This window comes from Rhodococcus sp. X156, assembly GCF_004006015.1.
GTDB lineage: Bacteria > Actinomycetota > Actinomycetes > Mycobacteriales > Mycobacteriaceae > X156.
This window is the reverse complement of sequence record NZ_CP034766.1, coordinates 824,229-850,831: the sequence shown is the minus strand read 5'-3', so window position 1 is coordinate 850,831 and position 26,603 is coordinate 824,229. Positions and strand designations below refer to the sequence as shown.

General features: G+C 71.4%; 25 protein-coding genes. 11 read left to right on the top strand and 14 right to left on the bottom strand.

Annotated features, from left to right (window positions below):
- Window positions 1–13 precede the first annotated feature (13 nt).
- Genes ELX43_RS04000 through ELX43_RS03980 form a run of 5 tightly spaced genes read right to left on the bottom strand, consistent with a single transcriptional unit; the run spans window position 14 to window position 3,867 of the window.
- Window positions 14–1,222: an aminotransferase class I/II-fold pyridoxal phosphate-dependent enzyme gene (locus tag ELX43_RS04000; protein WP_127782235.1), complete on the bottom strand. Its 1,209-nt coding sequence runs from the start codon at window positions 1,220–1,222 to the stop codon at window positions 14–16.
- Window positions 1,223–1,260: 38 nt separating this feature from the next.
- On the bottom strand, window positions 1,261–2,445 hold the full coding sequence (locus tag ELX43_RS03995; protein WP_127782234.1) for a lipid-transfer protein: 1,185 nt from the start codon (window positions 2,443–2,445) through the stop codon (window positions 1,261–1,263).
- Window positions 2,442–2,876 carry a MaoC/PaaZ C-terminal domain-containing protein gene (locus ELX43_RS03990; RefSeq protein WP_127782233.1) on the bottom strand — a complete coding sequence of 145 codons (435 nt, stop codon included), beginning with the start codon at window positions 2,874–2,876 and terminating at the stop codon, window positions 2,442–2,444. The genes ELX43_RS03995 and ELX43_RS03990 overlap by 4 nt, the downstream gene beginning before the upstream one ends.
- On the bottom strand, window positions 2,873–3,316 hold the full coding sequence (locus ELX43_RS03985; protein ID WP_127782232.1) for an OB-fold domain-containing protein: 444 nt from the start codon (window positions 3,314–3,316) through the stop codon (window positions 2,873–2,875). The genes ELX43_RS03990 and ELX43_RS03985 overlap by 4 nt, the downstream gene beginning before the upstream one ends.
- The gene (locus tag ELX43_RS03980; RefSeq protein ID WP_127782231.1) at window positions 3,313–3,867 is read right to left on the bottom strand and encodes a MaoC family dehydratase N-terminal domain-containing protein; all 555 of its coding nucleotides are present in this window, start codon (window positions 3,865–3,867) and stop codon (window positions 3,313–3,315) included. The genes ELX43_RS03985 and ELX43_RS03980 overlap by 4 nt, the downstream gene beginning before the upstream one ends.
- Before the next feature lie 170 nt (window positions 3,868–4,037).
- Here ELX43_RS03980 and ELX43_RS03975 point away from each other — a divergent pair, with 170 nt between their 5' ends.
- Complete coding sequence (locus tag ELX43_RS03975) at window positions 4,038–4,631, top strand: TetR/AcrR family transcriptional regulator (RefSeq protein WP_241249759.1); 594 nt, start codon at window positions 4,038–4,040, stop codon at window positions 4,629–4,631.
- Between the two features lie 17 nt (window positions 4,632–4,648).
- Here ELX43_RS03975 and ELX43_RS03970 read toward each other — a convergent pair whose 3' ends face one another.
- Together ELX43_RS03970 and ELX43_RS03965 are read right to left on the bottom strand one after the other, a co-directional pair.
- On the bottom strand, window positions 4,649–6,328 hold the full coding sequence (locus ELX43_RS03970) for an AMP-binding protein (RefSeq protein ID WP_127782230.1): 1,680 nt from the start codon (window positions 6,326–6,328) through the stop codon (window positions 4,649–4,651).
- Window position 6,329: 1 nt separating this feature from the next.
- The gene (locus ELX43_RS03965) at window positions 6,330–7,022 is read right to left on the bottom strand and encodes a PaaI family thioesterase (protein WP_127782229.1); all 693 of its coding nucleotides are present in this window, start codon (window positions 7,020–7,022) and stop codon (window positions 6,330–6,332) included.
- A gap of 161 nt (window positions 7,023–7,183) precedes the next feature.
- On the opposite strand from ELX43_RS03965, the gene ELX43_RS03960 reads away from it, so the two are divergent.
- Window positions 7,184–7,522, top strand: coding sequence for a hypothetical protein (locus ELX43_RS03960; protein WP_127782228.1), 339 nt, complete (start codon window positions 7,184–7,186; stop codon window positions 7,520–7,522).
- 1 nt (window position 7,523) lies between these two features.
- Here the strand turns inward: ELX43_RS03960 and ELX43_RS03955 are convergent, their stop codons facing one another.
- Window positions 7,524–8,459 (bottom strand): SDR family NAD(P)-dependent oxidoreductase, encoded by a 936-nt coding sequence (locus ELX43_RS03955; RefSeq protein WP_164860581.1) that lies wholly within the window; start codon window positions 8,457–8,459, stop codon window positions 7,524–7,526.
- A 310-nt stretch (window positions 8,460–8,769) separates the two neighbouring features.
- Between ELX43_RS03955 and ELX43_RS03950 the strand changes: the two genes are divergently transcribed.
- The gene (locus ELX43_RS03950; protein ID WP_127782226.1) at window positions 8,770–10,068 is read left to right on the top strand and encodes a multidrug effflux MFS transporter; all 1,299 of its coding nucleotides are present in this window, start codon (window positions 8,770–8,772) and stop codon (window positions 10,066–10,068) included.
- A gap of 38 nt (window positions 10,069–10,106) precedes the next feature.
- Here ELX43_RS03950 and ELX43_RS03945 read toward each other — a convergent pair whose 3' ends face one another.
- The 3 genes from ELX43_RS03945 to ELX43_RS03935 form a co-directional block, all read right to left on the bottom strand.
- Window positions 10,107–11,396 (bottom strand): MFS transporter, encoded by a 1,290-nt coding sequence (locus ELX43_RS03945; RefSeq protein ID WP_206518101.1) that lies wholly within the window; start codon window positions 11,394–11,396, stop codon window positions 10,107–10,109.
- Window positions 11,397–11,477: 81 nt separating this feature from the next.
- Window positions 11,478–12,608: a polysaccharide pyruvyl transferase family protein gene (locus tag ELX43_RS03940; protein ID WP_164860580.1), complete on the bottom strand. Its 1,131-nt coding sequence runs from the start codon at window positions 12,606–12,608 to the stop codon at window positions 11,478–11,480.
- Window positions 12,609–12,664: 56 nt separating this feature from the next.
- A complete protein-coding gene (locus ELX43_RS03935) occupies window positions 12,665–13,690 on the bottom strand; it encodes an MsnO8 family LLM class oxidoreductase (RefSeq protein WP_127782224.1) in 1,026 nt (341 codons plus the stop codon).
- A 127-nt stretch (window positions 13,691–13,817) separates the two neighbouring features.
- Here ELX43_RS03935 and ELX43_RS03930 point away from each other — a divergent pair, with 127 nt between their 5' ends.
- The 4 genes from ELX43_RS03930 to ELX43_RS03915 all read left to right on the top strand — a co-directional run bounded on the left by ELX43_RS03930 (window position 13,818) and on the right by ELX43_RS03915 (window position 18,185).
- The gene (locus ELX43_RS03930) at window positions 13,818–14,237 is read left to right on the top strand and encodes a YciI family protein (RefSeq protein WP_127782223.1); all 420 of its coding nucleotides are present in this window, start codon (window positions 13,818–13,820) and stop codon (window positions 14,235–14,237) included.
- Window positions 14,210–15,523, top strand: coding sequence for a DUF6596 domain-containing protein (locus ELX43_RS03925; RefSeq protein ID WP_127782222.1), 1,314 nt, complete (start codon window positions 14,210–14,212; stop codon window positions 15,521–15,523). Before ELX43_RS03930 ends, ELX43_RS03925 begins: the two co-directional genes overlap by 28 nt.
- 385 nt (window positions 15,524–15,908) lie before the next feature.
- Complete coding sequence (locus ELX43_RS03920) at window positions 15,909–17,033, top strand: DUF3644 domain-containing protein (RefSeq protein ID WP_241249758.1); 1,125 nt, start codon at window positions 15,909–15,911, stop codon at window positions 17,031–17,033.
- A 216-nt stretch (window positions 17,034–17,249) separates the two neighbouring features.
- Window positions 17,250–18,185 (top strand): patatin-like phospholipase family protein, encoded by a 936-nt coding sequence (locus ELX43_RS03915; protein ID WP_127782220.1) that lies wholly within the window; start codon window positions 17,250–17,252, stop codon window positions 18,183–18,185.
- Window positions 18,186–18,208: 23 nt separating this feature from the next.
- Here the strand turns inward: ELX43_RS03915 and ELX43_RS03910 are convergent, their stop codons facing one another.
- Window positions 18,209–18,805: a CGNR zinc finger domain-containing protein gene (locus ELX43_RS03910; RefSeq protein ID WP_127782219.1), complete on the bottom strand. Its 597-nt coding sequence runs from the start codon at window positions 18,803–18,805 to the stop codon at window positions 18,209–18,211.
- A gap of 95 nt (window positions 18,806–18,900) precedes the next feature.
- Between ELX43_RS03910 and ELX43_RS03905 the strand changes: the two genes are divergently transcribed.
- Genes ELX43_RS03905 through ELX43_RS03895 form a run of 3 tightly spaced genes read left to right on the top strand, consistent with a single transcriptional unit; the run spans window position 18,901 to window position 22,174 of the window.
- Window positions 18,901–19,968: an LLM class flavin-dependent oxidoreductase gene (locus ELX43_RS03905; RefSeq protein ID WP_127782218.1), complete on the top strand. Its 1,068-nt coding sequence runs from the start codon at window positions 18,901–18,903 to the stop codon at window positions 19,966–19,968.
- A gap of 44 nt (window positions 19,969–20,012) precedes the next feature.
- Window positions 20,013–20,642, top strand: a complete 630-nt coding sequence (locus tag ELX43_RS03900; protein ID WP_127782217.1) for an isochorismatase family protein — start codon at window positions 20,013–20,015, stop codon at window positions 20,640–20,642.
- Between the two features lie 38 nt (window positions 20,643–20,680).
- Complete coding sequence (locus ELX43_RS03895; protein WP_127782216.1) at window positions 20,681–22,174, top strand: NAD(P)/FAD-dependent oxidoreductase; 1,494 nt, start codon at window positions 20,681–20,683, stop codon at window positions 22,172–22,174.
- On the opposite strand, the gene ELX43_RS03890 is transcribed toward ELX43_RS03895, so the two are convergent.
- Window positions 22,167–23,675: an MFS transporter gene (locus ELX43_RS03890; protein WP_206518100.1), complete on the bottom strand. Its 1,509-nt coding sequence runs from the start codon at window positions 23,673–23,675 to the stop codon at window positions 22,167–22,169. The two genes, ELX43_RS03895 and ELX43_RS03890, sit on opposite strands and share 8 nt — an antisense overlap.
- Window positions 23,668–24,318, bottom strand: coding sequence for a TetR/AcrR family transcriptional regulator (locus ELX43_RS03885; RefSeq protein ID WP_164860579.1), 651 nt, complete (start codon window positions 24,316–24,318; stop codon window positions 23,668–23,670). Before ELX43_RS03885 ends, ELX43_RS03890 begins: the two co-directional genes overlap by 8 nt.
- Before the next feature lie 194 nt (window positions 24,319–24,512).
- Here ELX43_RS03885 and mftG point away from each other — a divergent pair, with 194 nt between their 5' ends.
- Window positions 24,513–26,042 carry a mycofactocin system GMC family oxidoreductase MftG gene (mftG, locus tag ELX43_RS03880; protein WP_127782213.1) on the top strand — a complete coding sequence of 510 codons (1,530 nt, stop codon included), beginning with the start codon at window positions 24,513–24,515 and terminating at the stop codon, window positions 26,040–26,042.
- Window positions 26,043–26,603 lie beyond the last annotated feature (561 nt).

Sequence of the window (26,603 nt, the reverse complement as noted above, 5' to 3'; positions counted from 1 at the left end):
GTCCGGCGCGCGGCTACTGCCACTTCGCGGCGAAGCGGTGGATGCTCTCGGCGATGCGCTCCACCTCGGCGTCGGTGAGGCCGTGGCTCATGCCCAGCGTCATCCCGCGGGCGAACACCGCGTCGGCCTCCGGCAGGCCCTCCTCCGGCTGGCGGAAGTCGATGCCAGCCATCATCGGGTGGCGGGTGATGTTGCCGCTCCACACCGTGCGGGTGTCGATGCCGTCGCCCTCGATGGCCTCCTGCAGGTCGCTGCGGGTGAAGGGCGCGTCGGCGTTGATCATCACCGGATAGCACAGCCAGGCGGTGTCCAGGCCCGGTGTCTGCACCGGGGTGGTGAACAGCTCCGGGTGGGCGCCGTAGGCCGCGGTGTAGGCCGCGAAGGTCTGCTGACGACGCCGGTAGTTGGCCGGCAGCTTGTCCAGCTGGACCACGCCGTAGGCCGCACCCAGCTCGGAGGGCTCGAAGTTCCAGGACAGCTCGTCGAAGATGAAGTCGTTGTCGTAGTCCACCCCGTCCAGCTCCTCGCGGAACACCCGGCCGTTGCCGGTGCTGCCGAAGAGGTTGGGCTCGGAGCGCCGGCCCCAGCGGCGCAGCAGCAGCGCGCGGTCGCGCAGCGCCACGTCGTCCACCATCACCATGCCGCCGGTGCCGGCGCAGGTGATGATGTGGGCCATCGAGAAGCTGGTCACGCTGATGTCGGCGCGGGCCCCGGTGGGGGTGCCGTGCAGGCGTGGGCCCAGCGCGTCGCAGGTGTCCTCGATGACCTTGAGCCCGTGCCGGTCGGCGACCGCGCGGATGGCGTCCCAGTCGGGGCAGTTGCCGGCCAGGTTCGGGATGAGGATGGCCCGCGTCTTGTCGCTGACCATCGCCTCGATCTTGGCCACGTCGACGTTGAAGGTGTTGGGCTCGACGTCGACGAACACCGGGACCAGCCCGGCCCGCACGATGGGGGCCACGTCGGTGGAGAAGGTCAGCGGCGAGGTGATGACCTCGCTGCCGGCGGGCAGGTCCAGCAGCTCGATGGCCAGGTACAGCCCCGAGGACCCGGAGTTGCACATCACCCCGTACGCCTTGCCGCTGAGCTCGGCGACGCGGGTCTCCATCTCGTGCACGTTCTTGCCGATGCGCAGCCCCTGGTGGCCGCTGCGCAGCACGTCCACGACCGCCTGGATCTCCTCCTCTCCGTGGGTGGCGCGGGCGTAGGTGATGCGCTCGGTCATGGTGGTGCTCCTTCAGGGTCAGGGGTGCGGCGCGAGCCTCAGCGGTCGGCGGAGAGCACGATGGCGCTGTGCGGCACCGGCGAGCCGCCGGTGACCAGGACGTTGTCGAGGGACTTCGACGGCTGGTTGGTGGAGGTGCCGCGGATCAGCCGCACGCCCTCGGCGATGCCGTTGACGCCGTGGATGTAGCCCTCGCCCAGCTGTCCGCCGTGGGTGTTGATGGGCAGGCGTCCATCGAGGTCGGCGTGGCCCTCGCGGAGGAAGTCCTTGGCCTCGCCGCGCCCGCAGAAGCCGTACTCCTCCAGCTGCAGCAGCACCATCGGGGTGAACGCGTCGTAGAGGATCGCGGCGTCGATGCTCTCCGGGCCGCCGCCGGACTGCTGCCACAGCTGCCGGGCCACCAGCTCCACCTCGGGCATCCGGTCGATGTCGTCGCGGTAGTAGCTGCTCATGGAGATCTGCTGCGGCCCCACCCCCTGCGCGGCCCCGGCGATGAGCGCCGGCGGGTGCGGCAGGTCGCGGGCGCGCTCGGCGCTGACGATGACCAGGGCCTGGCCGCCGTCGCTCTCCTGGCAGCAGTCGAGCATCCGCAGCGGGTCGGCGATCATCCGCGAGGCCTGGTGGTCGGCGAGGGTGATCGGACGGTTGTGGAACCACGCCTTGGGGTTGTTGGCGGCGTGCTTGCGCGAGAGCACCGACACCCGCCCGAAGTCCTCGCTGGTGGCGCCGTAGCGCTCCATGTAGGTGCGCGCCAGGAACGCCTCCTGCTGGGCCGGGGTGAGCAGCCCGTAGGGGTTGATCCAGTTGCGGTACTCCTGGTCGGTGTTGGCGTTGTAGGCGAACGGCGGCGGGCCGGCGCCGAAGCGGTGGCCGGAGCGCTCGTTGAACGCGCGGTAGACCACCACCACGTCGGCCACGCCGGAGGAGACCGCCAGCGCCGCCTGCTGCACCGGGGCGCACGCGCCACCGCCGCCGTGCGGGATGCGGCTGAAGAACGTCAGCTCGGGGATGCCGAGCGCGCGGGCCACCGCGATCTCCGGGTTGGTCTCCATGGTGAACAGCGCGAAGCCGTCCACCTCCTCCACCCCGATCTGGGCGTCGGCGAGCGCGGCCAGCGTGCTCTCGCAGGCCAGCTGCCACTCGGAGCGGCCGCTGTTCTTGGAGAACTCGGTGGCGCCGATGCCGACGATCGCGGCGTCCCGGGAAAAACCTCGGCTGCTCATGCTGCTCCTCCTGCGGTGGCGGTGGGGACCACGGTGGCGGTGGCGGTGACGTGGACTCCGCGGCTGGTCTCCCCGCGGAGGGCGAGGGTGACGGCGTCGCCGTCCACCGCGGTCACCTCGCCGGTCAGGCGCAGGGTGTCGCCGGGGAAGCTGGGCACGCCCAGGCGCAGGGAGATCCTGGCGATCCGGGAGGCCGGGCCCGACCAGTCGGTGACGTAGCGGTCCAGGAAGCCGTTGGTGGAGTTGATGGACAGGAAGATGTCCGGGGTGCCGCGGTCCTGGGCCTTGCCCGGGTCGTGGTGGACGTCCTCGAAGTCCTGCGAGGCGATGGCCGCGGCGACGATGAGGGTGCGGTCCAGGTCCAGCTCGAGCACCGGCAGGGTGTCGCCCACCGCGGCCTCGGGAAAGCGGGCGGTGGTGGCGGTACTCATGCCGCACCGCCGGCGGGCTTGCGCAGCTGGGGCAGGACCGCTCCGTGGGCGTGCTCGGCGAAGCCGATCTCCAGCTCCAGGCCCGGCCTGAGCTCGGCGTGGTCCACCCCGGCGATGTCGGCGACCAGCCGGGTGCCCTCGGGCAGGTCCACCAGGCCCACCGCGAGCGGGTACTCGAACGCGGGGTCCTGCGGGTGGTGGATGACGGTGTAGCTGTGCAGGGTGCAGCGGCCGCTGGCGGTCACGGTGTCCCAGTCGAAGGAGCGGCACTGCGGGCAGGCCGGCGCCGGGGGGTGGCGCAGCGTCTCGCAGCTGGTGCAGCGCTGGATCTCCAGGCGGCCCTGCGCTGCGGCGGTGAAGAAGAACTCGTTGTCCTGGGTGACCACCAGGTGCGGCACCGTGGTGGACCGGGCGGGCGTGTTCTCGGTCGGTGCGCTCATGCCGCGCCCTCCTGGGTGCTGGGGTTGAAGCGGAGCAGGCGGAAGCGCTCCTCCACGAGAAGGTCGTCGTGCTGGTTGACGTACTTCTTCAGCAGGGTGATGAAGCAGCCCTCCCCCAGGCCGGTCTTCTTCACCGGCGAGATCGCCTCGATGGTGAAGTGCGTGGTGACGTGGTCGCCGGGGTGGATCTCCTGCAGGTACTCCTGCTCGAGGTTGGTGGCGACCACCGAGGTGAAGCCCGCGTCGTCCAGCAGCTGCAGCAGGCGGGAGTAGGCGAAGTCCTCCACCACTCCCTCGCTGCGCATCCGCTGCACGTCGCGGTAGCGGCGGTAGCCCGACATCACCCAGGTCGAGGCCATGGCCGGTGGGCACACCACGTCCGGGCGCCCGGTGGCGCGCGCGGCCTCGGCGTCGACGTAGACGGGGTTGCGGTCGTCGTGCGCCTCCACCCAGTTGCGGATCATCGGGGCGTTGACCTCGTAGCGGGCGACGCGGGGTGGCTCCGCCTCCACCCCGAGGAACTGCTCGAGCTGCTTCTCCAGGCTCTGCACGGCGTACCCTTCCAGTTGAGCAAGCGCTTGATCAGACAGTAGCACCGGAGTCGTCCGCCGGCGCAACAGCGCGTCTGAGCCGGTGGCACCAGCACGCCAGGAGGGCGACCTGCCCTAGCATCAACGGCCGGCATCCTCAGCAGAGGTGCCGCAGACAGTGGGAGACACCGGTGGCCGCCACACCCGATCGACGCGCGATGATCCTGTCGTCCTCCGCGGAGCTGTTCGCGGAGAAAGGCATCGCCGCGACGACAGTGCGCGACATCGGCGAGACCGCCGGGGTGTTCTCCGGCAGCCTCTACCACTACTTCAAGTCCAAGAACGCCATCGCCAGCGAGATCCTGCGGCTGTTCATGGACGACATCCTGGAGCGCTTCGACCGCGTGGACCGGGGCACCAGCTCGCCGGCGGAGACCGTCCGCGGGCTGATCCGGGAGACGCTGCTGGTGATCGACGAGCACCCGCACCCCACCGCGATCTACCAGAACGACCGCCAGTACCTGCGCGACAACGGGCTGCTCGAGCCCATCGACACCGCCTCCCGCGGCGTGCGTGCCCACTGGCTCACCGCGATCGAGACCGGTGCCGCGGACGGCACCTTCCGCACCGACATCCCGGCCGAGGTCTTCTACCGCACGGTGCGCGACACCCTGTGGGCCACCAACCACTGGCCCAACCGGCGCGGGCACACGGTGGAGGAGTTCGCCGAGCTGATGACGACGCTGTTCTTCTCCGGCTTCGCGGTGCCGGGCCAGCAGGGCTGACCCGGCCCCGCGGCTGCTCAGCCGACCTGCTGCTCCAGCGGGGCGGGCAGCAGCGCCAGCCGCCCGTGCTCGCGGAACTCCGCCTCGAGCTGGGTGCGCCGGGCGTCGTCGAGCGGCACGTACTCGCTGGCGCGCCCCACCCGCTCGAAGACGGGGTCGGCGGTGTTCCACGCCTGCGCCCGCAGCGGCGCCTTGTTCACCTTGTTGCTGCCGGTCAGCGGCACCTGCTGGACCACCCGGACGAAACGGGGCCACCACTTGGCGCCCATGTCCGGCTGGTCGGCCAGGAAGGCGCCGAAGACCGCCGGGTCGAACGACGCCCCGGCGCTGAGCTCCACCGCACACATCACCTGGTCGCCGGTGCGCGGGTCGGGCACGGCGTACACCGGCGCCGCCGTGACGCCGGGGACGCGCTGCAGGATGCGCTCCACGGGTGCGGCGGAGAAGTTCTCCCCGTCCACCCGCAGCCACTCCGAGGAGCGGCCGGCGAAGTAGAAGTAGCCGTCCTCATCGCGGTAGGCGAGGTCGCCGGACCAGAAGTCCGCTCCCTTGACGCGGTCGGCCATGGCGCCCGGGTTCTGGTAGTAGCCCTCGAAGGTGTGGGCCAGCCCGACCGCCACCATCTGTCCGGTGGCCTCGGGGTTGAGCAACCGCCCGGACTCGTCGAAGCGCGCACGGGGGCACTCCTGCCCGCTGTTCTCGTCGTAGACGCGGATGTCGGCGTTGTTCTGCGGCAGGCCCAGCGCGCCGGTCGGGGTGTCCGGCGTCTTGCCGATGCGGAAGACCCCCTCGCTGAGCCCGTAGCCCTCCACCACGTCGCAGCCGAAGCGCTCCCGGAAGCGGGCGGTGTCCACCTCGGAGGCCTCGGTGCCGAACGCCAGCTGCAGCGTGCTGGTGCGGTCGCGCGGGTCCTCCGGCTGGTTGAGCACGTAGGACAGCGCCCGGCCCACGTAGTTGACGAAGGTGACGCCGTAGCGGTGGATGTCGGCGGCGAAGCGGGTGGCGGAGAACTTGCGGGTGAGCACCACGGTGCCGCCGACGGCCATGGCCGGAGCCAGGTTGAGCATCACCGCGTTGCCGTGGAACAGCGGCATGCACAGGTAGGCCACAGTGGAGCGGTTCATCCGCACCCGGTCCACCAGCGCCGCGGTGAGGCGACCGAGACGGCCCTGCCCGACGATCACCGCCTTGGGAGCGCCGGTCGAGCCGGAGCTGAACATCAGCAGCGCCAGCTGCTCCGGGCCGGGCAGCGTCTCGGGCAGCGCGGCGCCCCGGTGCGGCGCCAGCAGCTGCTGGTAGCTGGGGTCGTCCACGTCCAGCACCCGCTCGGCGGGCACCGGCTGACCGGTGCCGGTGACCAGGTGCTTGAGCCGGGACTCGGTGACGATGACGTCGATGTCGGCGTGGGCGATGTCGTGGGCGAGCTCGGGCCCGCTGCGGCTGGCGTTGATCCCCACCACCACCGCACCGGCCAGCGCCCCCGCGCCGAGCCAGAAGACGAAGTCCGGGACGTTCTCCAGCAGCACGCCGACGTGCACCTGCCGGTCCGCAGGCACCGGGGCCAGCGCGGCGAGCGCCGCCGCGCGGTCGGCTGACTCCTGTACCACCTGGTCCCAGGTCCACTGCTCGTCGCCGAAGCGCAGACCCACCGCCTGGTCGCCTGCTCGGGACCGAACGATCTCGGCGAACGTCTCCACGTCAAACCTCCACGGCGGGTGCGGTGAGCCGGTTCCCAGCGGCCGACCTGGCCGCCAGCTCGGCGCGGGTGATCTCGATGAACAGGCCACGAGCCTCGACGGTGCGCACCCCGTCCACCTCGATCCAGCCCTCGGCCACCGTCTTGCGGCCGCTGACGTCGAGGATGCGGGCGTGCAGCTCGACGCTGGCGTCCAGCGGGGTGCGGTGCAGGTAGCGCAGGTCCAGGGTGGCGGTGACCACGAGCTTGCCCTGGGCCTGCAGCAGCACCCCGAGCATGCAGTCCATGAGGTGCGCGCTGAAGCCGCCGTGCAGGTGGTCGGGCGGGCCCTCCAGCAGGGCGTCGGTGCGCAGGGTCGCCCGCGCGGTCGTGCCGTCGAAGAAGACGTCGATCGGGATGCCCTGCGGGTTGTACCGGAACAGCGCCCACGGCTGGTCCAGCCCGGCGGCCTTGGCGGCAGCGGGGCCGGGGAAGGGCGCGCGGATCACCCGGGGGCGGCCCTGGCCCCCCATGTCCGCGACAGCCGCCCGCAGCCGCGCGGCGTGCGCGCGCAGCTGGGCGGGCTCGGCCTCGCTGGTGGCCACGGCGAGCATCACCTCGCGGGCCGCGCGCACCAGGTCCTCGGCGGCCTCCCGGTGGTCGGCGTCGAGGGCGGGCGTGGTGGCCAGGCCCGGTGCGCCTGCTGTGGTCGTCATCAGGGCGGTGTGCTCCGTCGGTTCGGCCGGGGCCGGCGGCCCCGGGCTGGTGCGGTGCGGGTGGTGCGGTTCCTGCTGTTGAGCAAGCGCTTGATCGGACCTTAGCACTGGCCCCGTCCGCGGCCCCGACGCCACTCCGTCTCCGGGCGCATACTCGAGAGATGAGCGATCCCGCAGAGCACGACCTCGAGCTGACGACGAGCGCGCTGAAGGCCGGCCCCACCGACCTGGGACTGGCCGGCGGAGTGCTGGAGATCGAGCGGTGGCAGAACCGCCTCGACGGTGTCGAGGGACCGCTCCTGGAGGAGATAGGCGGCATGCTGGCCGAGCTGCGCGGCGAGCTCGAGAGCGACGCCCCCGACCCGGCGGTGGCCGCGGACCTGATGCGTCGCCTGGGCAACCAGTGCGTGCTCATCGCCGAGCAGATGCCGCCGGGCAACATGCACGCTCGCCTGCGCGAGCTGGGCAACGAGCTGATCGAGGGCGCTGCCGAGGTCTAGCTCAGCCGGGCACCGCCGGGGCGAACGGTCCCGGGTCGCCCAGCAGCTCGGCGTAGCGGATCAGGTCGCCCTGCCCGCTGGTCGGCGTCTGCAGGTCGTGGCCCGCCATCACCTCGGCAAAGTGGTCCCGGAACGACTCCGGCGACGGGTCGTCCTCGAAGTGCCCGCGCGTGGTCGCGAACAGCACCCGGGACGCCCGCCCCGCCCCCACCAGGAACGTCTCCCCGGACACCGGGACCGAGCGGTGGCACAGCAGCAGCGCGAAGGCCGCCACCTTCTCCGGGGCGAACCAGCGCTGCAGCCAGTCGGTGTACACCGGGTCCGGCGCGGCCGCGGTCATCCGGGTGTGCGCCACCGGCATGAGGACGTTGATCGCGATGTCGCGGTCGCGGTTGTCGGTGGCCAGCACCCGGCTCAGCCCAATCACCCCTCCCTTGGCCGCGGCGTAGTCGCCGGAGCCGGGAGTGCCCAGGAACGAGGAGGAGGCGGTGTTGACCACCCGGCCGTAACCGCGCTCCAGGAAGTGCGGCCACACCGCCCGCAGCACGTTCACCGTGCCCATCAGGTGGGTGGACAGCACCGCGTCGTAGACCTCGGGCGGCGAGAAGGCGCCGCGGCCGAAGATGCCCGCGTTGTTCAGCACGACGTCAACCTGGCCCCACTCCTGCAGCGCGTGGTCGACGATCGCCGCTGCGCCGTCGACGGTGGCCACCGAGTGGGTGTCCGCCAGCGCCTGCCCGCCCGCGGCCCGGATGCCGGCGGCCACCCGCTCCGCCGCACCAGGATCGCCGTCCCCGGCCACCCCCGGCGTGCCGAGGTCGTTGACCAGCACCCGCGCGCCGCGCTCGGCGAGCAGCACGGCGTGCGCCGCCCCCAGCCCGCCGCCAGCTCCGGTGACGATGGCCACCTGACCGTCCAGTCGCAGCTCGTCCGACACGGGACCTCCTGAGGTGGGTGGTGATGTCCGAACGTAGGCCACACCATCCCGAGAAGGAACGTGCCGCACCGGCACACGCCGGTCAGCGGGTGCGTTGGTAGCGACCAGGACTGCAGATCTCAAGCCGAGCAGGCGTGAGAATCAGCACCGTTGACGAGTTTCCGGACACCCACTCGGCGGACCTACCATGGTGTTCCCGGCTCGGTTCCGCTGTAGACCGACGACGGGCGCACCCCCCGCGGTGCGCCTGTGATGAGTCCGGCCCCCGCCGACTCCGCTCCCGTGGTTCCTGCTTGTCCGGAAGGCACCCATGTCTGCGTCAACCTCGGCTGCGTCAACCTCTGCTGCGCCACCTACTTCTGCGCCAACCCGGCCGCGGAGCCCCGTCTCCACCCCGCTCATCCTCATCCTGGCCCTGCTCACCGCGGTGTCCCCGCTCGCCACCGACATGTACCTGCCGGCGTTTCCCGAGATGGCGGACGAGCTGGGCACCAGTGCCACCAGCATCCAGCTGACCCTCACCGCGTTCCTGCTCGGCATGGGCGTGGGGCAGCTGCTGATCGGACCGCTGTCGGACTCCATCGGGCGCCGCAAGCCGCTGCTGGTGGGCTCGGTGGTGTGCCTGGTGGCCACGGTCGCCTGCGCGGTCGCCCCCAACGTCGAGCTGCTCACCGTCGCCCGTCTGGTGCAGGGCCTGAGCGGCGCGGCCGGGGTGGTGCTGGCCCGCGCGATCATCTCCGACACCGCGCGGGGCGCCGCCGCGGCCAAGCTGATCGGCGTGATGATGGTGATCATGGTGATCGCGCCCGTGGTCGCCCCGCTGGCCGGTGGAGCAATCGTGGCCAGCACCAGCTGGCGCGTGGTGTTCTGGGCGCTGAGCGCCCTCACCGCGCTGATGCTGCTCGGTGCGGTGACGCTGGCGAAGGAGACCCTGCCGCCGAGCGAGCGGCACCCGGGTGGCTTCGCGTCCGTCATCCAGGGCGCGCGCACGGTGCTCGCCAACCGCAGCTACGTCGGCTACCTGCTCACCTTCTGCTTCTCCTTCGCGGCGCTGTTCGCCTACATCTCGGCGTCGCCGTTCGTGGTGCAGAACGTGCTGGGCTTCTCCGAGGGCCAGTTCTCCCTGGTCTTCGGTGGCAACGCCCTGCTGGTGGTGCTCACCAGCAGCGTCGCTGCGGCGCTGGCCGGCCGGGTGTCCTACCGCCGCATGGTCGTCGGTGGCGTCACGGTGATGACGCTGGCCTCCGTCGGCCTGCTGGTGTCCGCCCTGAGCGGGCTGCCCACCGTGCCGACGCTGGTGCTGTTCGCGATCTTCCAGGGCTCGCTCGGCTTCATCTTCTCCAACGCCACCGCCCTGGCGCTGGCGCAGGTCACCTCGCACGCCGGCACCGGCTCGGCGTTCCTCGGCTTCGTGCAGTTCCTCCTGGCTGCGGCCATCACCCCGCTGGTGGGCATCGGCGGGGAGCACACCGCGGTCCCGATGGCCGTGGCCATGCTGGTGTGCACCGTGCTGTCCATGCTGGCCTTCGCCACGCTCACCCCGAGGGCTGAGACGCCGGTGGTCGAGCAGACCGAGGCACTGCCCACTGATCGAGCACTGACCCACTGATCGAGCACTGACCACCGCCGACGGCGGGTGCCAGGGCGCTACCGCGCCTCGGTGCCCGCCGTCGGCAGGTACGGGCCTTCCTGCTCCTCCACGGGCGCCGCGTCCGCCGCCCACCGCCCGTGGCCGAGCACGGCCGCCAGCAGGCACCAGCCCAGGAACGCCACCGTCGCGCAGACCATCGCGGCGTCCACGTTCCACGCCGTGGTCAGCCCACCGATGCACAGCACCAGCACCCCGCAGAAGCCGTAGGAGGTGGAGGCGTACACCGAGGTGCGCCGTCCCTGCATCACCGGCGAGAGCCCCTGGGTGAGCAGGCGCAGGCCGAAGGCGTAGCAGAAGCCTTGGGCGGCACCCCAGAACAGGCAGCCCAGGATCATCAGCCACAGCGCGTCCGCCAGCAGGCCGGCGCAGCTGAGCACGGTGCCCACGGTCAGGATGGCCAGGGCCTGCGGAGCGGTGAACGCCCGGCCCAGCGCCCGCAGCAGGTGCGGCGTGGCCCAGGCCGCCGCGAGCAGCACCACGCCGGCCACCACCCCCAGCAGCAGCGAGTCGCTCGCTGACCCGGAGCGCAGCGCGGAGGGGAACACTCCCAGCGCGATGCCCCCGACGGTCCAGCCCGCGGCACCGAGCACGTAGCCCGCGGCGGCCCGCCGCCCGAGCCGGGGACGCGGCAGCACCGACGCGGTGTCCTGCGGTGCCGGCAGGTGCGCCAGCGCCACGGCGAGCACGGCGCGGTTGCGCCACAGCACCACGCTGAGCGACGTGGCGGCCAGCACCAGCAGCACCGCGTGCGCCTGGTAGATCAGCTCGGTGGGGCGCGGCAGCAGGTCACCCACCACCGCGGCGAGCACCAGCCCCAGCAGCGACCCGGCGATGGCGCCGCTGGCGGCGATGGTGCGGCCCCGCTCCCCCTTGCCCACCACCGCCAGCGTGGCCGCCGAGCCGGTCGCCAGCCCCACCGCCAGGCCGGCCGTGGCCCGCCCCGCGAAGAGCAGCCCGACGCTGTCCGCGCCGACGGACAGCAGCGCATCGCCCACCACCCCGATCAGCAGGGCCACCGGCAGCAGCAGCCACGACAACCGCGCCAGGTGGGTGCGGCTCATGAGCACGAAGACGGCGATGAGCGCGACGAAGTACATGACGAACAGCGCCGAGGTGGTGAGCGCGGACAGCCCGAGGCGCTCCTGGTACAGCGGCAGCAGCGGAGCGGGGATGTTGGAGCCGATCACCACGACGGTGAACGCCACCGAGGCCATCACCCCGAGCTGGGCACGGCGGCGGGCAGTGGCCGGCTCGGACAGCGGCGCCCCGACCAGATCGTTCGGCATGCGAAAGAGACTACGGTCGCGGCGCCGCCGGGGCGCGGCCGATGTGCTGGCGCGGCGCGCGCGGGGCCTGCGTGCGCCCCGCTAGACCCTGAGCACCTCGGGGGTGCGGGCCAGCGGGTAGAGCAGGTCTGCCTCGGCGCGCTTGCGGGCGGCCAGGCCCGGCAGCACCTCAGCGAGGCTGCCCGTCCCCTGCGGCACCTGCAGCGGGCCGGGACCGTCGGCCACTCCCCAACCGCTGCCCAGCCGCCGCAGCGAGTGGTGCTTGACGTCGTAGTAGCCGTGGCGGATGGGCACCGCGACCCCCCGGGCACCGGCCGCGGAGGCCAGCAGGTGCAGGTGGAAGCGGGTGGTGATCCACTCCTGCTCGGGCGAGACGGGCAGTCCGCGGGTCCACACGTCGGAGAAGGGCACGAAGTGCTCGTCCGGGATGAGGTCGGCGAGCCGGTCGTAGGCCAGCCGGTCCACGCCGGGAATGGCCTCCACGTAGTGCACTGCCTTGCCCTGCCGGGCGGCGTGCTCGACGAGGGGACGAGCGGCCGTGACCACCTCGTCGAACCGTCCCTCGTCGGCCATGTCGCTCTGGATGCACACGTACAGCCCCGCCGGCGGGGCTGGGCGGCGCGCGATCTCCGCCTGCGCGCCGAGGAAGGCGTCGTCCAGCCCTAGTGGCAGGTGGTGCGCCTGGGCGCTGGCGTCGTCACGCACAGTGACGTGGTCGAAGTCCGCGAACAGCTCCCGGGCGGCGTCGACGGCCGCGGGCATGAGCCCCTGCCCCGTCGCGTACAGCGGAGCACCGGTGAGCTGCTTGACCGCCTTCATGCCCTCCACCAGACCGGCGTGGTGCGGCCAGACGCCGTTGACGTAGCCACCGCCGATGAGGTGCATCGACCGGACGCTGCGCAGCCGCAGCAGACCCAGGTCGTAGTGCGGTGAGCCGAGGCCGTGGATCAGCGCCGCCACCCGCGGCCCGACCTCCTCCACCGGCAGGTGAGCGGCATCGCCGACGGCCCGCCACAGCGTGTTGGTGGTGCGCAGCCGTGGGTGCAGGCCCTCGAACAGGTTCTGCGCCATGCCCGGCTGCGGGCAGTCCAGCCAGACGTCCACCGCCGGGGCCACCTCGGCGAGGTGCCGCAGCCAGGACGCTGCGATCAGCTCGTCACCGAAGTTCGGGTATCCGGCGGAGCCGATCAGGTAGTACGGCGGTGCAAGCACCTGGTGATCGTAGATCCGGACATCCGTTACTCAGCGTCACCACGCCGAGGGGGACGTCAGCTGTTTCGCGGGGTCAGGCCGAAGGTCTCGGCCAGCAGCTGGTGCGAGCGGATCCGGTCGGCGGGGTCGGCGATGAGGTTCTGCACCATCACCTCGTCCGCCTCGCTCTGGGCCATCATCTGCTCCAGCGTGGCGCGCACCTGCGCGGGGTCACCGGCGACGAACTGCGGCCACCGGCCGTCCACGATCGCGGTGGGCTGGTCCTTCTCGGTGGTGCTCAGCTCGCGGGCGGCCTCCTCGGCCGAGGGCAGGAGCGCGCCACCGCCGACGGTGCGCAGCCGGGCGTAGTAGCCCTTGGCCGAGCCGACCAGGTGCTGCGCGTGCGCGGCGCTCTCCCCCACCGTGACGTTCACGGCGAGGATGGCCCGCGGCTTCTCCAGGCCGAAGCCCTGCGGCTGGAACTGCTCGCGGTAGTGCCGCAGCGCCGGGGCCGCGCCGGTGGGGTTGATGAACCCGGCGAAGGTGTAGCCGATGCCCAGGCCCGCGGCCAGGGCCGACCCGCTGGGGCTGGAGCCGAGCAGCCAGGTCTGCGGCTTGCCCGCCGGCGTGTGCACCAGCGGCTTGTCGGCAAAGGGGTGGTCGGGTGGAAACGCCTCGTAGAGCCAGGCGAGGGTCTCCAGCACCTGCTGCTGGTGATCGGCCTGCGCGGGGTGCTGGCGGTCGCGCTGCAGCGCCAGGTCGATCGCCGGACCCGCGGTGGCCCGGCCCATCCCGAGGTCCACCCGGCCGGGGAACATCGCCGCCAGCTGGGCGAACATCTCGGCCACCTTGAACGGGCTGTAGTGGTTCATCAGCACCGCACCCGAGCCGATGCGGATGCCGCGGGTCTGCATCCCGGCGGCGGCGATCAGCAGCTCCGGGTGGTGGGAGGCGCCCATCCGGCTCAGGTGGTGCTCGGCGAACCAGATGCGGTGAAAGCCGGCAGCATCGGCGTGGCGCGCGATGGCGAGGGAGTCGGCGATGCCGTCCTGCTCGGTGGTGCCGGGCGCCACGGTGCCCAGGTCGACGATGGACAGCTTCACGGGGGGCTCCTGAGCGTGGACGGTGCGGCACCTGATTGTGCCGGGCCGGGTGTCGATCTGGGGGTTCCCCCGTTCGACCTGCAGGTGAGAGGGTCCACCGAGGGCCCTCCCAGGGAAGGGGATCACCATGAAGTACATGCTCATCATGCGCGGCACCGACGAGGGCTACGCCGCCATGCAGGACGTCGACATGAACGAGATGCTCGAGACGATGGGCCGCTTCAACGAGGAGATGATCTCGGCCGGGGTGATGGTCGCGGCCGAGGGCTTGGACGACCCGACCACGGGGGTGGTCGTGGACTACTCCGCCACCCCGCCCGTGGTTACCGACGGGCCCTACGGCGAGACCAAGGAGCTCTTCGGCGGCTTCTGGATCCTGGACGTCGCGTCGCAGCAGGAGGCCGTGGAGTGGGCCAGGCGGGCCCCGATGGCGGGGGCGGGGATGAAGACCGAGATTCGTCGCATCGCCAGCATCGACGAGTTCCCGCAGGACAACGAGTGGGTCAAGCGGGAGCGGGCGTGGCGCGAGGAAACCGGCCAGCTCTGAGCCCGTCCGGCACCGGACGCCAGGCTGTGGAGGCGGTCTGGCGGATCGACTCCGCGCGGATCGTGAGCACCCTGGCCCGGTTCACCGGCGACTTCGCCCTGGCCGAGGACCTGGCCCAGGAGGCGCTGGCCGAGGCGCTGGTGACCTGGCCCCGGGAGGGTGCACCGCGCAACCCCACGGGGTGGCTGCTCACGGTGGGGCGGCGCCGGGCGATCGACACCTACCGACGTCGCGCCGCGCTGGACGAGCGGTACGCCGTCCTCGCTCGCGAGGCCGGCGCTGCCTCCGGCTCGGGCTCCGAGGACGGGCTGCTGTGGGACCCCGATCGCGTCGACGACGACGTGCTGGCGCTGATGTTCATGGCCTGCCACCCGGTGCTCTCCCGGGAGGCGCAGGTGGCGCTGACGCTGCGGGTGCTCGGTGGGCTGACCAGCGACGAGATCGCCCGGGCGTTCCTGGTGCCCACCGCCACCGTGCAGGCCCGCATCACCCGGGCGAAGAAGACGCTGGCCGCCGCGCAGGTGCCGTTCGCGGTGCCTGCGCCCGAGGAGCGCCGGGAGCGGCTGGGCTCGGTGCTCAGCGTGCTGTACCTGATCTTCACCGAGGGATCGTCTGCTACCTCCGGCGCGGAGTGGATCCGCCCGGACCTGGCGCACGAGGCGGTGCGCCTGGCCCGGGTGGTGGCACGGCTGGCGCCGGAGGAGGCGGAGACGCACGGGTTGCTGGCACTGCTCGAGCTCACCGCCGCCCGCTTTCCCGCGCGGGTGGGTGCCGACGGTGAGCCGGTGCTCCTGGCCGAGCAGGACCGGCGGCACTGGGACACCTCCGCCATCCGTCGCGGCCGGGCGGCACTGGCCCGGGCCAGCCGCACCGGCCGTGGCCTGGGCCCGTACGGGGTGCAGGCGGCGATCTCGGAGTGCCACGCGGTGGCACCCTCGGTGGAGGCGACCGACTGGGAGCGCATCGTGCTGCTCTACGAGGTGCTCGGCCGGCTGGGGCCTTCTCCGGTGGTGGAGCTGAACCGCGCGGTGGCGGTGTCGATGGCGCAGGGCCCGGCGGCAGCGCTCGCGATCGTGGACGAGCTGGCGGCGGCAGGCGCGCTGCCGGGCTCGCACCTGCTGCCGAGCGTGCGGGGTGAGCTGCTCACCCGGCTGGGGCGCACCGCCGAGGCGCGGCACGAGCTGGAGCAGGCGGTGAAGCGCTGCCGCAACGAACGGGAGCGCGGCCTGCTCGCGGGCAAGCTCGCGGCAGCCCTCGCGATGAACCAAGACCTGGCGAGGGAGTAAGTGAGGCCCAGGGACACCCGGCCACACGCGCTGCGGCAACGCACGTGCTGTTCGATGCCCGGCTCGCCGTTTGAATCATGGCGCCACCTCTGCCCGAAATGCGGCATGACTGCCGAATCGCCGATCCTCGCTATCAAGGAGTCGATAGGTCGACTCGGCGAGGGGCAGGCGAGGCATTGAGGTGGCACACCCGCAACCCATTTCTCCCAAATCCCGCAGTACTTCGCGCCTTCGCAGCGACCGCGCGGGCCCGTGCTGCGCGGCAGTGTTGGCTGCTGCGCAGACTCCTTTAGAAAGCCAGTCAGTCCTATTCGAGCGACCTTCCTGCGGCGAGTCGGTGGTGCGGGTCACTCTGGTGTCGTTGCTATGCGTCACCATGATGAGCGTGAAGCTGCGGAACGACACCCGTCACCTGAAGTTCAAGGCCATTTCCTCCATGCGATCGGCGATGACTGCCTTCAACAGTCCAGACGATGATGGTCGGGTGACCCGCGTGCTGCTGCACCTTCAGCACGCCTTCGAAATGCTTCTCAAGGCGGCGCTCGTGCAGGACAAGCGGCCGGTGTTCGACAAGAACACTGGCCGGTCCGTCGGCTTCGAAAAGTGCATCAACTACGCCACGGAGAAGCCGATCTCTCTCACCAACGAAGAAGCCGGCACACTGCGGGCGATTGACGCTATGCGCGACGACGAGCAGCACTGGTACGTGGTCATCGACGAGAGCCTGCTCTACCTCTATACCCGTGCAGGCGTCACGCTCTTCGATGACCTGCTACATCGAGTCTTCGCGGAGCGACTTGCAGGCCACCTGCCAGTGCGTGTCCTCCCGGTCGGAACCGAACCCCCACAAGACTTTCAGACGCTCGTCGATCGCGAATACCACAACATCGCCGACTTGCTGAAGCCTGGTCGGCGAGCTCGTGCGGAGGCCGACGCCCGGGTGCGCGCACTCCTCGCGATGGAATCGCAGGTGAACAGCGAGGCGGCGGTCAGCAACGCTGACGTCCAGCGAGTCGTTAAGGGAATCCAGGCCGGTAAGACCCGTGCGGCAGTCTTCCCAAGCCTGTCGGAGGTAGCGACCGCCGTTGACGGCGCCGGCACTACTGTCGAAGTTCGCTTTGTGAAGAAGGAGGGTCTGCCAGTCCAGCTCGTGAAGGAGGATGAGGGCACCACCGATGCGGCCGCCATCCGCCTCGTGCCGCTTCAACGCAAGTTTCATTGGGGGGCCTTCGACCTGGCGGACAAGGTCGGTCTGTCCCGGCCGCGGGCGACGGCGCTGCGGCAGCACCTTGGGATCGACAATGATCCCGACTGCTGCTACACCTTCACATTCGGCTCGCAGAGACATCCGCGCTACTCCGACAACGCCTACACTCGTATGCGGAATGCCATTAAGGACGGCATCGAAATGGATGCCATCTGGGCATCCCATGCCAGCGGCCGTCTCAAAGGGCCTCGCCCTGTTTGCACACAATCCGGTTGCAAGCAACATGAGAGCGTCGCTTCCTAATCTTTGACCGTCGACGGCAAGTTTGTTGTCTACCGTCCGGCGCCCTGCGCGAGATCCGGTCCGCGAACGACGGGTATCTCGCCACACTCCGCAACCTGGGCCAACCCGTACGGTCAGCACTCCAGCAGAGGGGGTTCTCATGATCACTCGGCGCATTCGAGCCGTGAACCAGCTGTCCACAGTGGCCAACCTGGCCCGCGCCCAGGGACGCGGGCGATGACCAGGACAGCGCTGGTCATCGGCTGCGGGGGCACGATCGGTGGCGCCTGGATCATCGCCACGCTCAAGGCGCTCGCCGACGAGTCGGGGTTCGACCCCGCCCAGGCCAGCGTCGTGCAGGGCACCTCAGCCGGGGCGGAGCTGCTCACCATCCTCGGCGGCGGCGCCACCGTCGATGACCTCGTGGCGATGCAGCGGGAAGAGAGTGACGATCCCCGCCTGCGTCGGCACCTCGAGAACACCCCGTCCGGACGACCGCCTCTTCCACGGCTGCCCCTGCTGAACCCGTCCCTGCTCAAGACCCAGTCGGGCCTCGCCGCTCTCACCGGCCTAGTGCCGCGGGGCACGGGCAGCCAAGCCTGGCTACAGCAGCTCGCCGACGACTTCACCGACTCCACCGGGCACCTCGCTCGGCCCGTCCGCATGGTGGCCTACGACTACCAACGGGGCGAGCGGGTTGCCTTCGGCGCCCCTGACGCGCCGCCGGCAACCGTGTCGGAGGCCCTGCGCGCATCGTGGGCGATCCCCGGCTGGATGCGACCGGTGACCATCGGCACCAGGAGCTTCGTCGACGGCGGCGCCGCGTCCACCGCGTCGGTCGACCTCATCTCCCCGGCCGACGCCGACCGCATCATCGTCCTCGCCCCCATGGCGTCGGACCCAGGAGTCCGTGTCCCCGGCCTGGGCGGCGTGCTCGAGGACCGGGTGATCCGGCGCCCGATGTCCGCCACCCTCGCCGCCGAGATCGCCACCGCACGCGCGCGCGGCCAACACGTCGTGCCGATCCTGCCGAGCGCCGCCGACCTGGCTGGTCTGGGCGCCCACTTCATGCTCCGGAGCAGGCGACGACGCGCCTTCGAGTCGGCGATGCGCACCGCGCCGACCACAGTCCGTGCGGCGCTGGAGGCTGAGGCTGCCGCACAAGACCGTTGAGCCCTGCAGACGGCCAGCGGCGCTCAGCTGGTCTGCTCGCTGAGCACCGCGTGTCGGCGGGCATAGGCGCGCGCAGCACGCACCCGGTCACCGCACCGGTTGGAGCACCACTGCCGCCGTGCGTGCGTGCGCAGGAAGAACCACTGGCAGGAGTCCGACTCGCACGCGGCGAGCAACGACGCGTCGTCGCCGGCCAGCAGGGCGGCGGCGTCCTCGGCGATCACCGCCATCGCGTTCTCCACCACCTGCGTCGCCGGGTGGTCGGCGCTGCGGGAGAACCCCATCGTCGGGTGGTGGCGCAGGAGCATGGCTCCCGGAGCGCTGGTCAGCGCCCGGTTGAGCGCCGCTACCGCCTCGGGCTTGGGCGGGCGCCCCGTGACGTGCGCGGTGAAGAGTTCCCGCAGCTCCGCACGCAGCTCGGCGAGCCGGCCCCGGCAGTGCTCGTAGAGCACGGCCTCCGGCGCGACCAGGTCGCGGTCGACCAGCCAGGCCGTCGCAGCCACCGGGTCAGCCAGGTCGTCGTGGCGCCTGCTGCCGGGCTGGTCGGTGACGCTGTTCACCAGGGCCAGGCTGGGGTGCTCCTGCACGCCCGGCACCACCGGTTGTGAGTTCTCCACCATGCGTTACACGGTATCAGGTGGCTTTTACCGTGATACTGCTGCTAGCCTCCGGCCACGTCAAACGTTAGACATTTCCATGAGATTTGAGGTCATGCATGCAGCTGCCACCCCCTTCCGGCACGGCGCCCGTCGCCCTGTCCGTGCTCGCCAGCGGCGGCACCGGCGTCGGGACCACCGCGACCCAGGGACTCGCCAGCACCGTCTCGCTGGCCCGGGCAGCAGACGTGCTCGGGTACCACCGGTTCTGGATGTCCGAGCACCACGCGATGGGCGCGACGTCGGTGTCCTCCCCGCCGCTGATGGTCGCCCGGCTCATCGCCGAGACGGCGCGCATCCGTCTCGGCGCAGGTGGGGTGATGCTCCCCAACCACGCTCCCCTGCTGATCGCTGAGCAGTTCGGGATGCTCGAGGCGCTGGCCCCCGGCCGCATCGACCTCGGGCTGGGGCGCGCCCCGGGCACCGACGGAGCAACTGCCGCGGCCCTGCGCCGCGGAGCCGACGCCAACGACGGGTTCCCCCAGCAGCTGCTCGAGCTGCTGGGCTTCCTGGGCGAGGCGTTCCCAGCCGGGCACCGGTACCGGAACGTCCACGCGGTGCCCGGTCCGTGGCAGGCCGCCCAGAACCGGGTGCCCTCGGACTCGGTCGGACCGGACGTGTGGGTGCTGGGCTCCTCGCCGTACTCGGCGCAGCTGGCCGCGCAGCTCGGCCGGCCCTACGCGTTCGCGCTGCAGTTCGGCGACGCCGACGTCGACACGGCCCTGCGCATCTACCGGGAGACCTTCCGGCCCTCCGACGTGCTCGATCACCCGCACGCCCTGGTCAGCGTGCCCGTCGCGATCAGCGATGATCCGGCCGAAGCACAGCGCCAGGCAGCGACGTCGGCGATGGCGATGCTGCGGATGTTCAAGGGCCAGGGTTACCTGCTCCTGCCGCCGGAGGAGGTCGAGGCGTACTCGGCCACATCGCAGGAGCGGCAGATCCTCGACGCCTACACCAGCCGCAGCTTCCACGGCACCCCTGCCGCGGTGGCCGACCGTCTCGAGCGCCTGCATGAACGCACCGGCGCCGACGAGCTGATGCTCGTCGTCAGCGGGCACTCGGCAGCCCTCGACGAGCACGGGATCGAGCTCCTCGCCGACCACTACCACCTCCCGCGCGCGTGACGACCCGTCCGCTCGCACCCCACCCCGACACCCTGGAGAACCACATGACCTCACCCCGCCGCGCCCTGATCGTCATCGATGCCCAGCAGGAGTACTTCGACGGGCTGCTCCGGATCCAGCACCCCGACCCGGACGAGTCCGTTGCGCGCATCCGGGTGGCGATGGACGCCGCCGAGCACGCAGGTGCTCCGGTCGTGCTCGTCCAGCACGGGCTCCCCGCCGAGGCCCCGGTCTTCGCCTCCGGATCGGCCACCTTCGCCAACCACCCCGACGTCGCCGCCCGCGAGGGCCAGGTGTCCAAGCGCATCACCAAGCAGCTCTCCAGCGTCTTCGCCGGCACCGATCTGGAGGCGTGGCTGCGGGAGCGGGACGTCGACACGATCACCCTGGGCGGCTACATGACCAACAACTGTGTGCTCGCCTCCGCCGCCGGCTCGGAGGGCCTCGGCTTCTCCGTGGAGGTCCTCTCGGACGCCACCGGCGCGATCGACCTGACCAACGACGCCGGCAGTGTGCCCGCCCGGCAGGTGCACGAGACCCTCATGGCGCTGCTCCACTCGAGCTGGGCCGCGGTGGCCGACACCGACACCTGGGTTGCTGCGCTGCAGGCCGGCAAGCCGTTGCCCAAGAGCGACCTGGTCACCTCAGCGGCACAGGGCCGCGACGCACGCTGAGCCCCACGCTCCCAGAGCTGCCAGTAGCGTGGAGCCCCGTGACCTTCTGGCCGCGGGGCTCCACGCCCAGGACCGTCGAGCGGCACCGCCCGCGCATCGTCATCATCGGCGCCGGGCTCTCCGGCATCACCGCGCTGCACGTGTTCACCGAGCACGGGTTCACCGACGTGACCGTGGTGGACAAGGCCTCCGACGTGGGTGGGGTGTGGCACTGGAATCGCTACCCCGGCCTGACCTGCGACGTGCCGTCCCAGCTGTACCAGTTCCGCTTCGCGCCCAAGCCCGACTGGTCGCACGTCTGGGCCAGCGGCGCCGAGATCCAGCAGTACCACCGCGACGTCGTCGACGACCTGCACCTCGACCGCCACCTGCGGCTGAACACCGAGGTCGTGTCCGCGCAGTGGTCCGAGGAACGCTCCTCGTACACGCTCACCACCGCCGAGGGCGAGTACCTCGAGGCTGAGGTCGTCATCTGCGCGACCGGGATCCTTCATCACCCCGCCACCCCGCAGATCCCCGGCCTGGACACCTTCACCGGCCCGGTGGTGCACACCGCGCGCTGGGACAGCGAGCTCGACCTGCGCGGCCGCGCCGTCGCCGTGGTGGGCACTGGCTCCACCGGGGTGCAGATCGTCTCCGCCCTGCAGCCGGAGGCCGCCGCGATCACCCACTTCGTACGCACCCCGCAGTGGATCCTCTGGGCACCGATGTCCCTGCGCCAGCTCGGGGCCGTCGGCACACTGCTGCGCCGGTCCCCTGCGCTGCACCGCACCCTCTACGACACGCTGCTCCTTGGCTCGGGATTCCTTGCCGACATCACCACGCGCCCGTCGTGGCGGCGCCGCCTCGTCCAGGCCTACGCACGGCTGTCCCTGCGCGCGCAGGTGCGCAACCCGCAGCTGCGCCGCCAGCTCACCCCTGACGACGAGCCGCTCTGCAAGCGGCCAGTGGTCTCCGGCACCTACTACCGCGCCATCCAGCGCCGCAACGCAGCGTTGGTCACCGAGAAGATCGTCGAGGTCACCCCAGACGGGATCACCACCGCCGACGGCACCCACCACCCCGCTGACGCCATCATCCTGGCCACCGGGTTCGACGCCCACAGCTACATGCGGCCGATGACGATCACCGGGCCCGGCGGCACCACCCTGGACGAGCTCTGGGCTCAGGGCCCGCGCGCCTACCGGATGACGGCCATCCCGGGCCTGCCCAACCTGTTCACGATCCTCGGGCCGAACTCGCCCACCGGGTCCATCTCGCTGCAGTACTCCGCCGAGCGCACGGCGCGGTACCTGGTGCACCTGCTCGAGCTGCTCGCCACCGGCACGGCCACGTCCATCACGGTGACCGAGGAGGCCACCGACGAGTTCAACCACAGCGTCGCCGACGCCATGGGACCCACGGTGTGGAACACCGGCTGCAACTCGTGGTACCTCACCGAGAGCGGCGCCGTCGACCTGTGGCCGTTCGACAAGCCAACCCTGGCCGCGATGCTCGACGAACCGACGCTCGAGCACTTCACGCTCAGGTAGCGGTGCGGGCGGACTCTTCCTCGCGGGCCGGGTCGGAGCCCGGTGTGGTGGCCGGCGACGCCGTCGGCGGAGCGACCTTGTTGACGCGGATGAGCGCCAGCGACGCGACGAGCGCCAGCACCGTCACCACGACGGCCGCCTGGAAGGCGGACTGCTGCCCGGCCACGAAGACCTCCATCTGGCCCGTCGCGGTGCCGGCACCGCTGCCCAGCTCGCCAGCACGATCGGTCGCGGCGTGCGCGAAGACCGTGCCGAAGACCGCGAGCCCGATGGCGCCGCCGACCTGCTGACCGGTGTTGAGCAGCGCCGAGGCCAGGCCCGTCTCGTGCGGCGCGACGCCGTTGACCGCGGTCATGGTCAGCGGCACGAAGCTGCAGCCCATGCCCACGCCGAGCAGCAGGAGGCCGCCCAGGAAGGGCCAGTAGCTGCTGCTCGCGTCGAGCTGCGCGAACGAGACCATCCCCGCGAGGGCGAAGATCGGGCCGATGGTGAGGAACGGGCGGATGCCGATCCGCGGGATGAGGCGGCGGACCACCACGACGGACAGGAACATGATCGTCGTCGGCATGGGCAGGAAGCCGACCCCGGTGCGCACCGGGCTCCAGCCGTGCACGTTCTGCAGGTACTGCGCCAGGAAGTAAAACGTCGTGAACATGCCCGCGGCCAGGAACAACATGATCAGGTACGCGCCGGTGCGGTTGCGGTCGGCGAAGACCCGGAACGGCATGAGCGGGTGGGTCGCGAAGTGCTCGATCGCGACGAAGGCGACCAGCAGCGCCGCGGCGATGCCGAGGGTCACCACCGTCGACGTGGAGCCCCAGCCGTCGCTGGCGGCCTTGGTCAGGCCGTAGACCAGGGTGGACATGCCGGCGGTGACGGTGATGGCGCCCGGCAGGTCGAGCTTGGTGCCTGAGCCCTGGGACTCGTGGAGCACGCGCGGTGCCAGGAGCAGCACGATCGCGCCGATCGGGACGTTGATGAACAGCGCCCAGCGCCAGCTGGCGTAGTCGGTGAGGATGCCGCCGAGCAGCAGCCCGAAGGCGCCTCCCGAGGCCCCCATGGCCGCGAACACGCCGAAGGCGCGAGACCGTGCCGCCGGCTCGGTGAAGGTGGTGGCCAGCAGGGCGAGCGCGGTGGGGGCGGCGATCGCCCCACCGGCACCCTGCGCGGCCCGGGCGATGATCAGCATCGCCTCGCTGTTCGCGAGGCCGCCGACCAGCGAGGCGGCCGCGAAGAGCGAGACGCCGATCATGAACATGCGCCGGCGGCCGAAGAGGTCACCGGTGCGTCCACCGAAGAGCAGGAGCCCGCCGAAAGCCAGCGAGTAGGCGGTGACCACCCAGGTGAGGTTGTCCAGCGAGAAGTCGAGATCGGCGCGGATGCTGGGCAGCGCCACGTTCACCACGGTGGCATCGAGGACGACCATGAGCTGCGCCACGCAGATCACGGTCAGGGCGAGACCGCCGTTGCGGGTCGCTTGCGCGGGTGGTGCGTCAGTCATGGGGGTTCTCCACATCAGTGGGTGCGATAGGCCGCGGGGGACGCCCGAGCACCGGGAGCAGCACGCTGCCCACCACCTGCTCGGCGTAGGCGCGGCCGGCGGGCTTGCCGGTCATGAGCGCTCGCTGCAGCATCAGCGACGGCACCAGGCTCGCGGCCATGGCGATGTCGACCTCGGGGCCCAGCTCGCCGCGGTCCCGGGCACGCTCGAGCACCGTGGTGATGCGGGCGATGCGGGGCTCGGTGAAGCGGGTGGCGAACGCCTCGAGCAGCTCGGGCTCGCGGGGCAGGGCGGAGCAGATGCTCACCATGACCTCCTGCAGGCGCTGCGTGCGCGGGCTGCAGGAGGCGGCGGTCAGCAGCTCGATGTCGCCCTCGAGCGAGCCGGTGTCGATGGTGTCGACGACGGGCTTGAGCGACATCATCGCGTCGATGACGAGCTCAGCCTTGCTGCCCCACCGGCGGTACACCGTCGCCTTGCCGACGCCCGCCGCGGTGGCGACGCCCTCCATGGACAGGCGGTCGTAGCCGTCCCGGACGAGGACGTCGATCGTCGCGTCGATGATCGCGTGGTCGCGGCTCGGGTCCCGAGGACGGCCCCGCCGGGGCTCCTGCGCGGCTGCATCGGTGTCGCTGATCTGCACGCCGCCGAGGCTAACACGATACGGAACGGGTGCGTATCGTAAAGAACGGGCAAACAACGCTCTTTACCAACGAGGCGGCTTCGGCACCGCTGACCGCCCCGTTCAGCGAACCCTGGCAGGGCGACCTCGCCGTAGGGTGAGCGCCAGTGCCACTTCTTGTCTCGGGTGATGGAGCGATCAGGAGACAGCAGCGGATGAGCGCGTGGGACGTCGTCGTCATCGGAGCGGGCGGCAGCGGTGCGGTGGTGGCGGCCCGGCTCAGCGAGGACGCCGGCCGGCGGGTGCTGCTCCTGGAGGCCGGCCCGGTGCCGACCCATCGCAGTGCGTTCCCCCCTGGTCTGCTGGATGCCCGCCGGGTGCCCGGCGCCGAACCGAGCGCGTCCACCAGCTGGCGGTTCCCCGCGAGCCTGTCCCACGGTCGCCCCTGGGTGGTCACCCGGGGCCGGGTGCTGGGCGGCTCGACGACGACCAACGGCGGCTACTTCGTGCGGCCACGGCCAGAGGACCTCGACCGCTGGTCAACCACCGGCGGCACGACGTGGAGCTGGGATGCCGTCCTGCCCTTCCTCCGCACCCTCGAGCACGACCTGGACTTCGGCTCGGCTCCGGAGCACGGATCCACCGGGCCGATGCCGGTGCGGCGTCCAGCGCTGGACTCCCCCGCCGCCGCCGCCTTCGTCGCAGCAGCGACTGAGCTGGGGCACGCCACCGAGCCGGACAAGAACGCCGCCGGGGTGGGCGGCGTCGGCCCGGTGCCGGGCAACGTGGTGGACGGCGTGCGGGTCAACACGGGGCTGGCCTACGTGGTGCCTGCCCTGTCCCGCCCCAACCTCACCGTGCTGGGCGGCACGCTGGTGCGCCGAGTGATCATCGAACACGGCGTGGCCACCGGGTGCGAGGTCGAGCGCGACGGCCGGGTCGAGACCGTGTCCGCCGGCGAGGTGGTGCTGGCCGCAGGGGCGGTCGGGTCGGCACACCTGCTGGTGCTCTCCGGCATCGGCCCGCGCGGCGTGCTGGACCGGCTCGGGCTGCCGATCGTGCGCGACGCCCCCGTCGGGGGCTTCAGCGACCACCCCCAGGTCGTGGTCGAGTGGCAACCCCGGGTCGACCTGCCCGCACCCGAGGGCTCCTGGACGGGGGCCGCGCTCAACGTCTCGCTCGGCGACGGACCGGCCTCGGGCGACACGGAGGTGCTGCAGTCCCTCGTGCCCCTGCCCGTGCTCGCCGGCGGACCGCACGTTTCCGGGGCTCCCCTGCCGCTGCTGGTCTCGGTGCACGCACCGGTGCGGTCCGGGCGGGTCGAGGTGCAGTCGGCCGATCCTCGGCAGACGCCGTTCCTCGACTACCGCTACCTCGCCACTGCCGATGACCGCCGGCGGATGCGGCAGGCCGTCCGGGCGTCGGTCGACGCGCTCACCGCCCGCGCCTTCCGAGACGTGTCGGCCGGCGTCGTCGACCTCGACGTCGCCACCGCATCGGACGACGACGCGCTGGACGGCTGGATCGCCGCCCACCTCAGCACCTCGTTCCACACCTGCGGCACCGCACCGTTCGGCGCGGCCGACGACCCGGCCGCGGTGGTCGCGCCGGACGGGCGGGTGCACGGGGTCCGCCGGTTGCGGGTGGCCGACACGTCGATCCTGCCCACGGCCCCTCTGCGCGGCCCGGCCGTCAGCGCCGTGCTGGTGGGAGAGGTGATCGCCGACCAGATGCGGAAGGCCTGATCAGCGACCCTGGGCGCGAGCCTTCAACGCCTGGTCGGCCGGTGCATCAGCCCCCGCCGCATGCAGGTCGACCATCAGATCCACCAGCTCAACGGTTTGCCGAGGCGCTTGTAGAACTCCGCCTAGCAGGACGGAAACAGCCGCTAATATCGGGTCTGGCCACGAAGTTGTTGGCGTCCGCGGATTTCCCTGAACACCTACGCCCACCGCTGGCCGACCGCCGAGGACCGCACGAGGAAGGCAGCGGAGTCAATCATCTCCGCGTCGCTCTGCCAGCCTGCCGCGGCCCGGGCCGAATGGGGCAAGGCCAAGCTGAGTGAGCCGCTCCCCTGGAGCGCGCCCACTGCCCGGGTGAACGGGTGCCGTCTCACAGCACCGGCCTGAGCCGGGGCCTTGACCCAGATCACGAGTTGTTTAGGTAACGATTTGATAACAGAGTTGTCCACAGGCGCTGTAGCTCATGTGGCCGTCGAGACCAATGAGTAAGCGACTGAGCGAGAGTGCCCAGCGAGAGACGCCTCTCATCATCAAGCACGCCCACATCTAGTCTCGAAGCGAGGC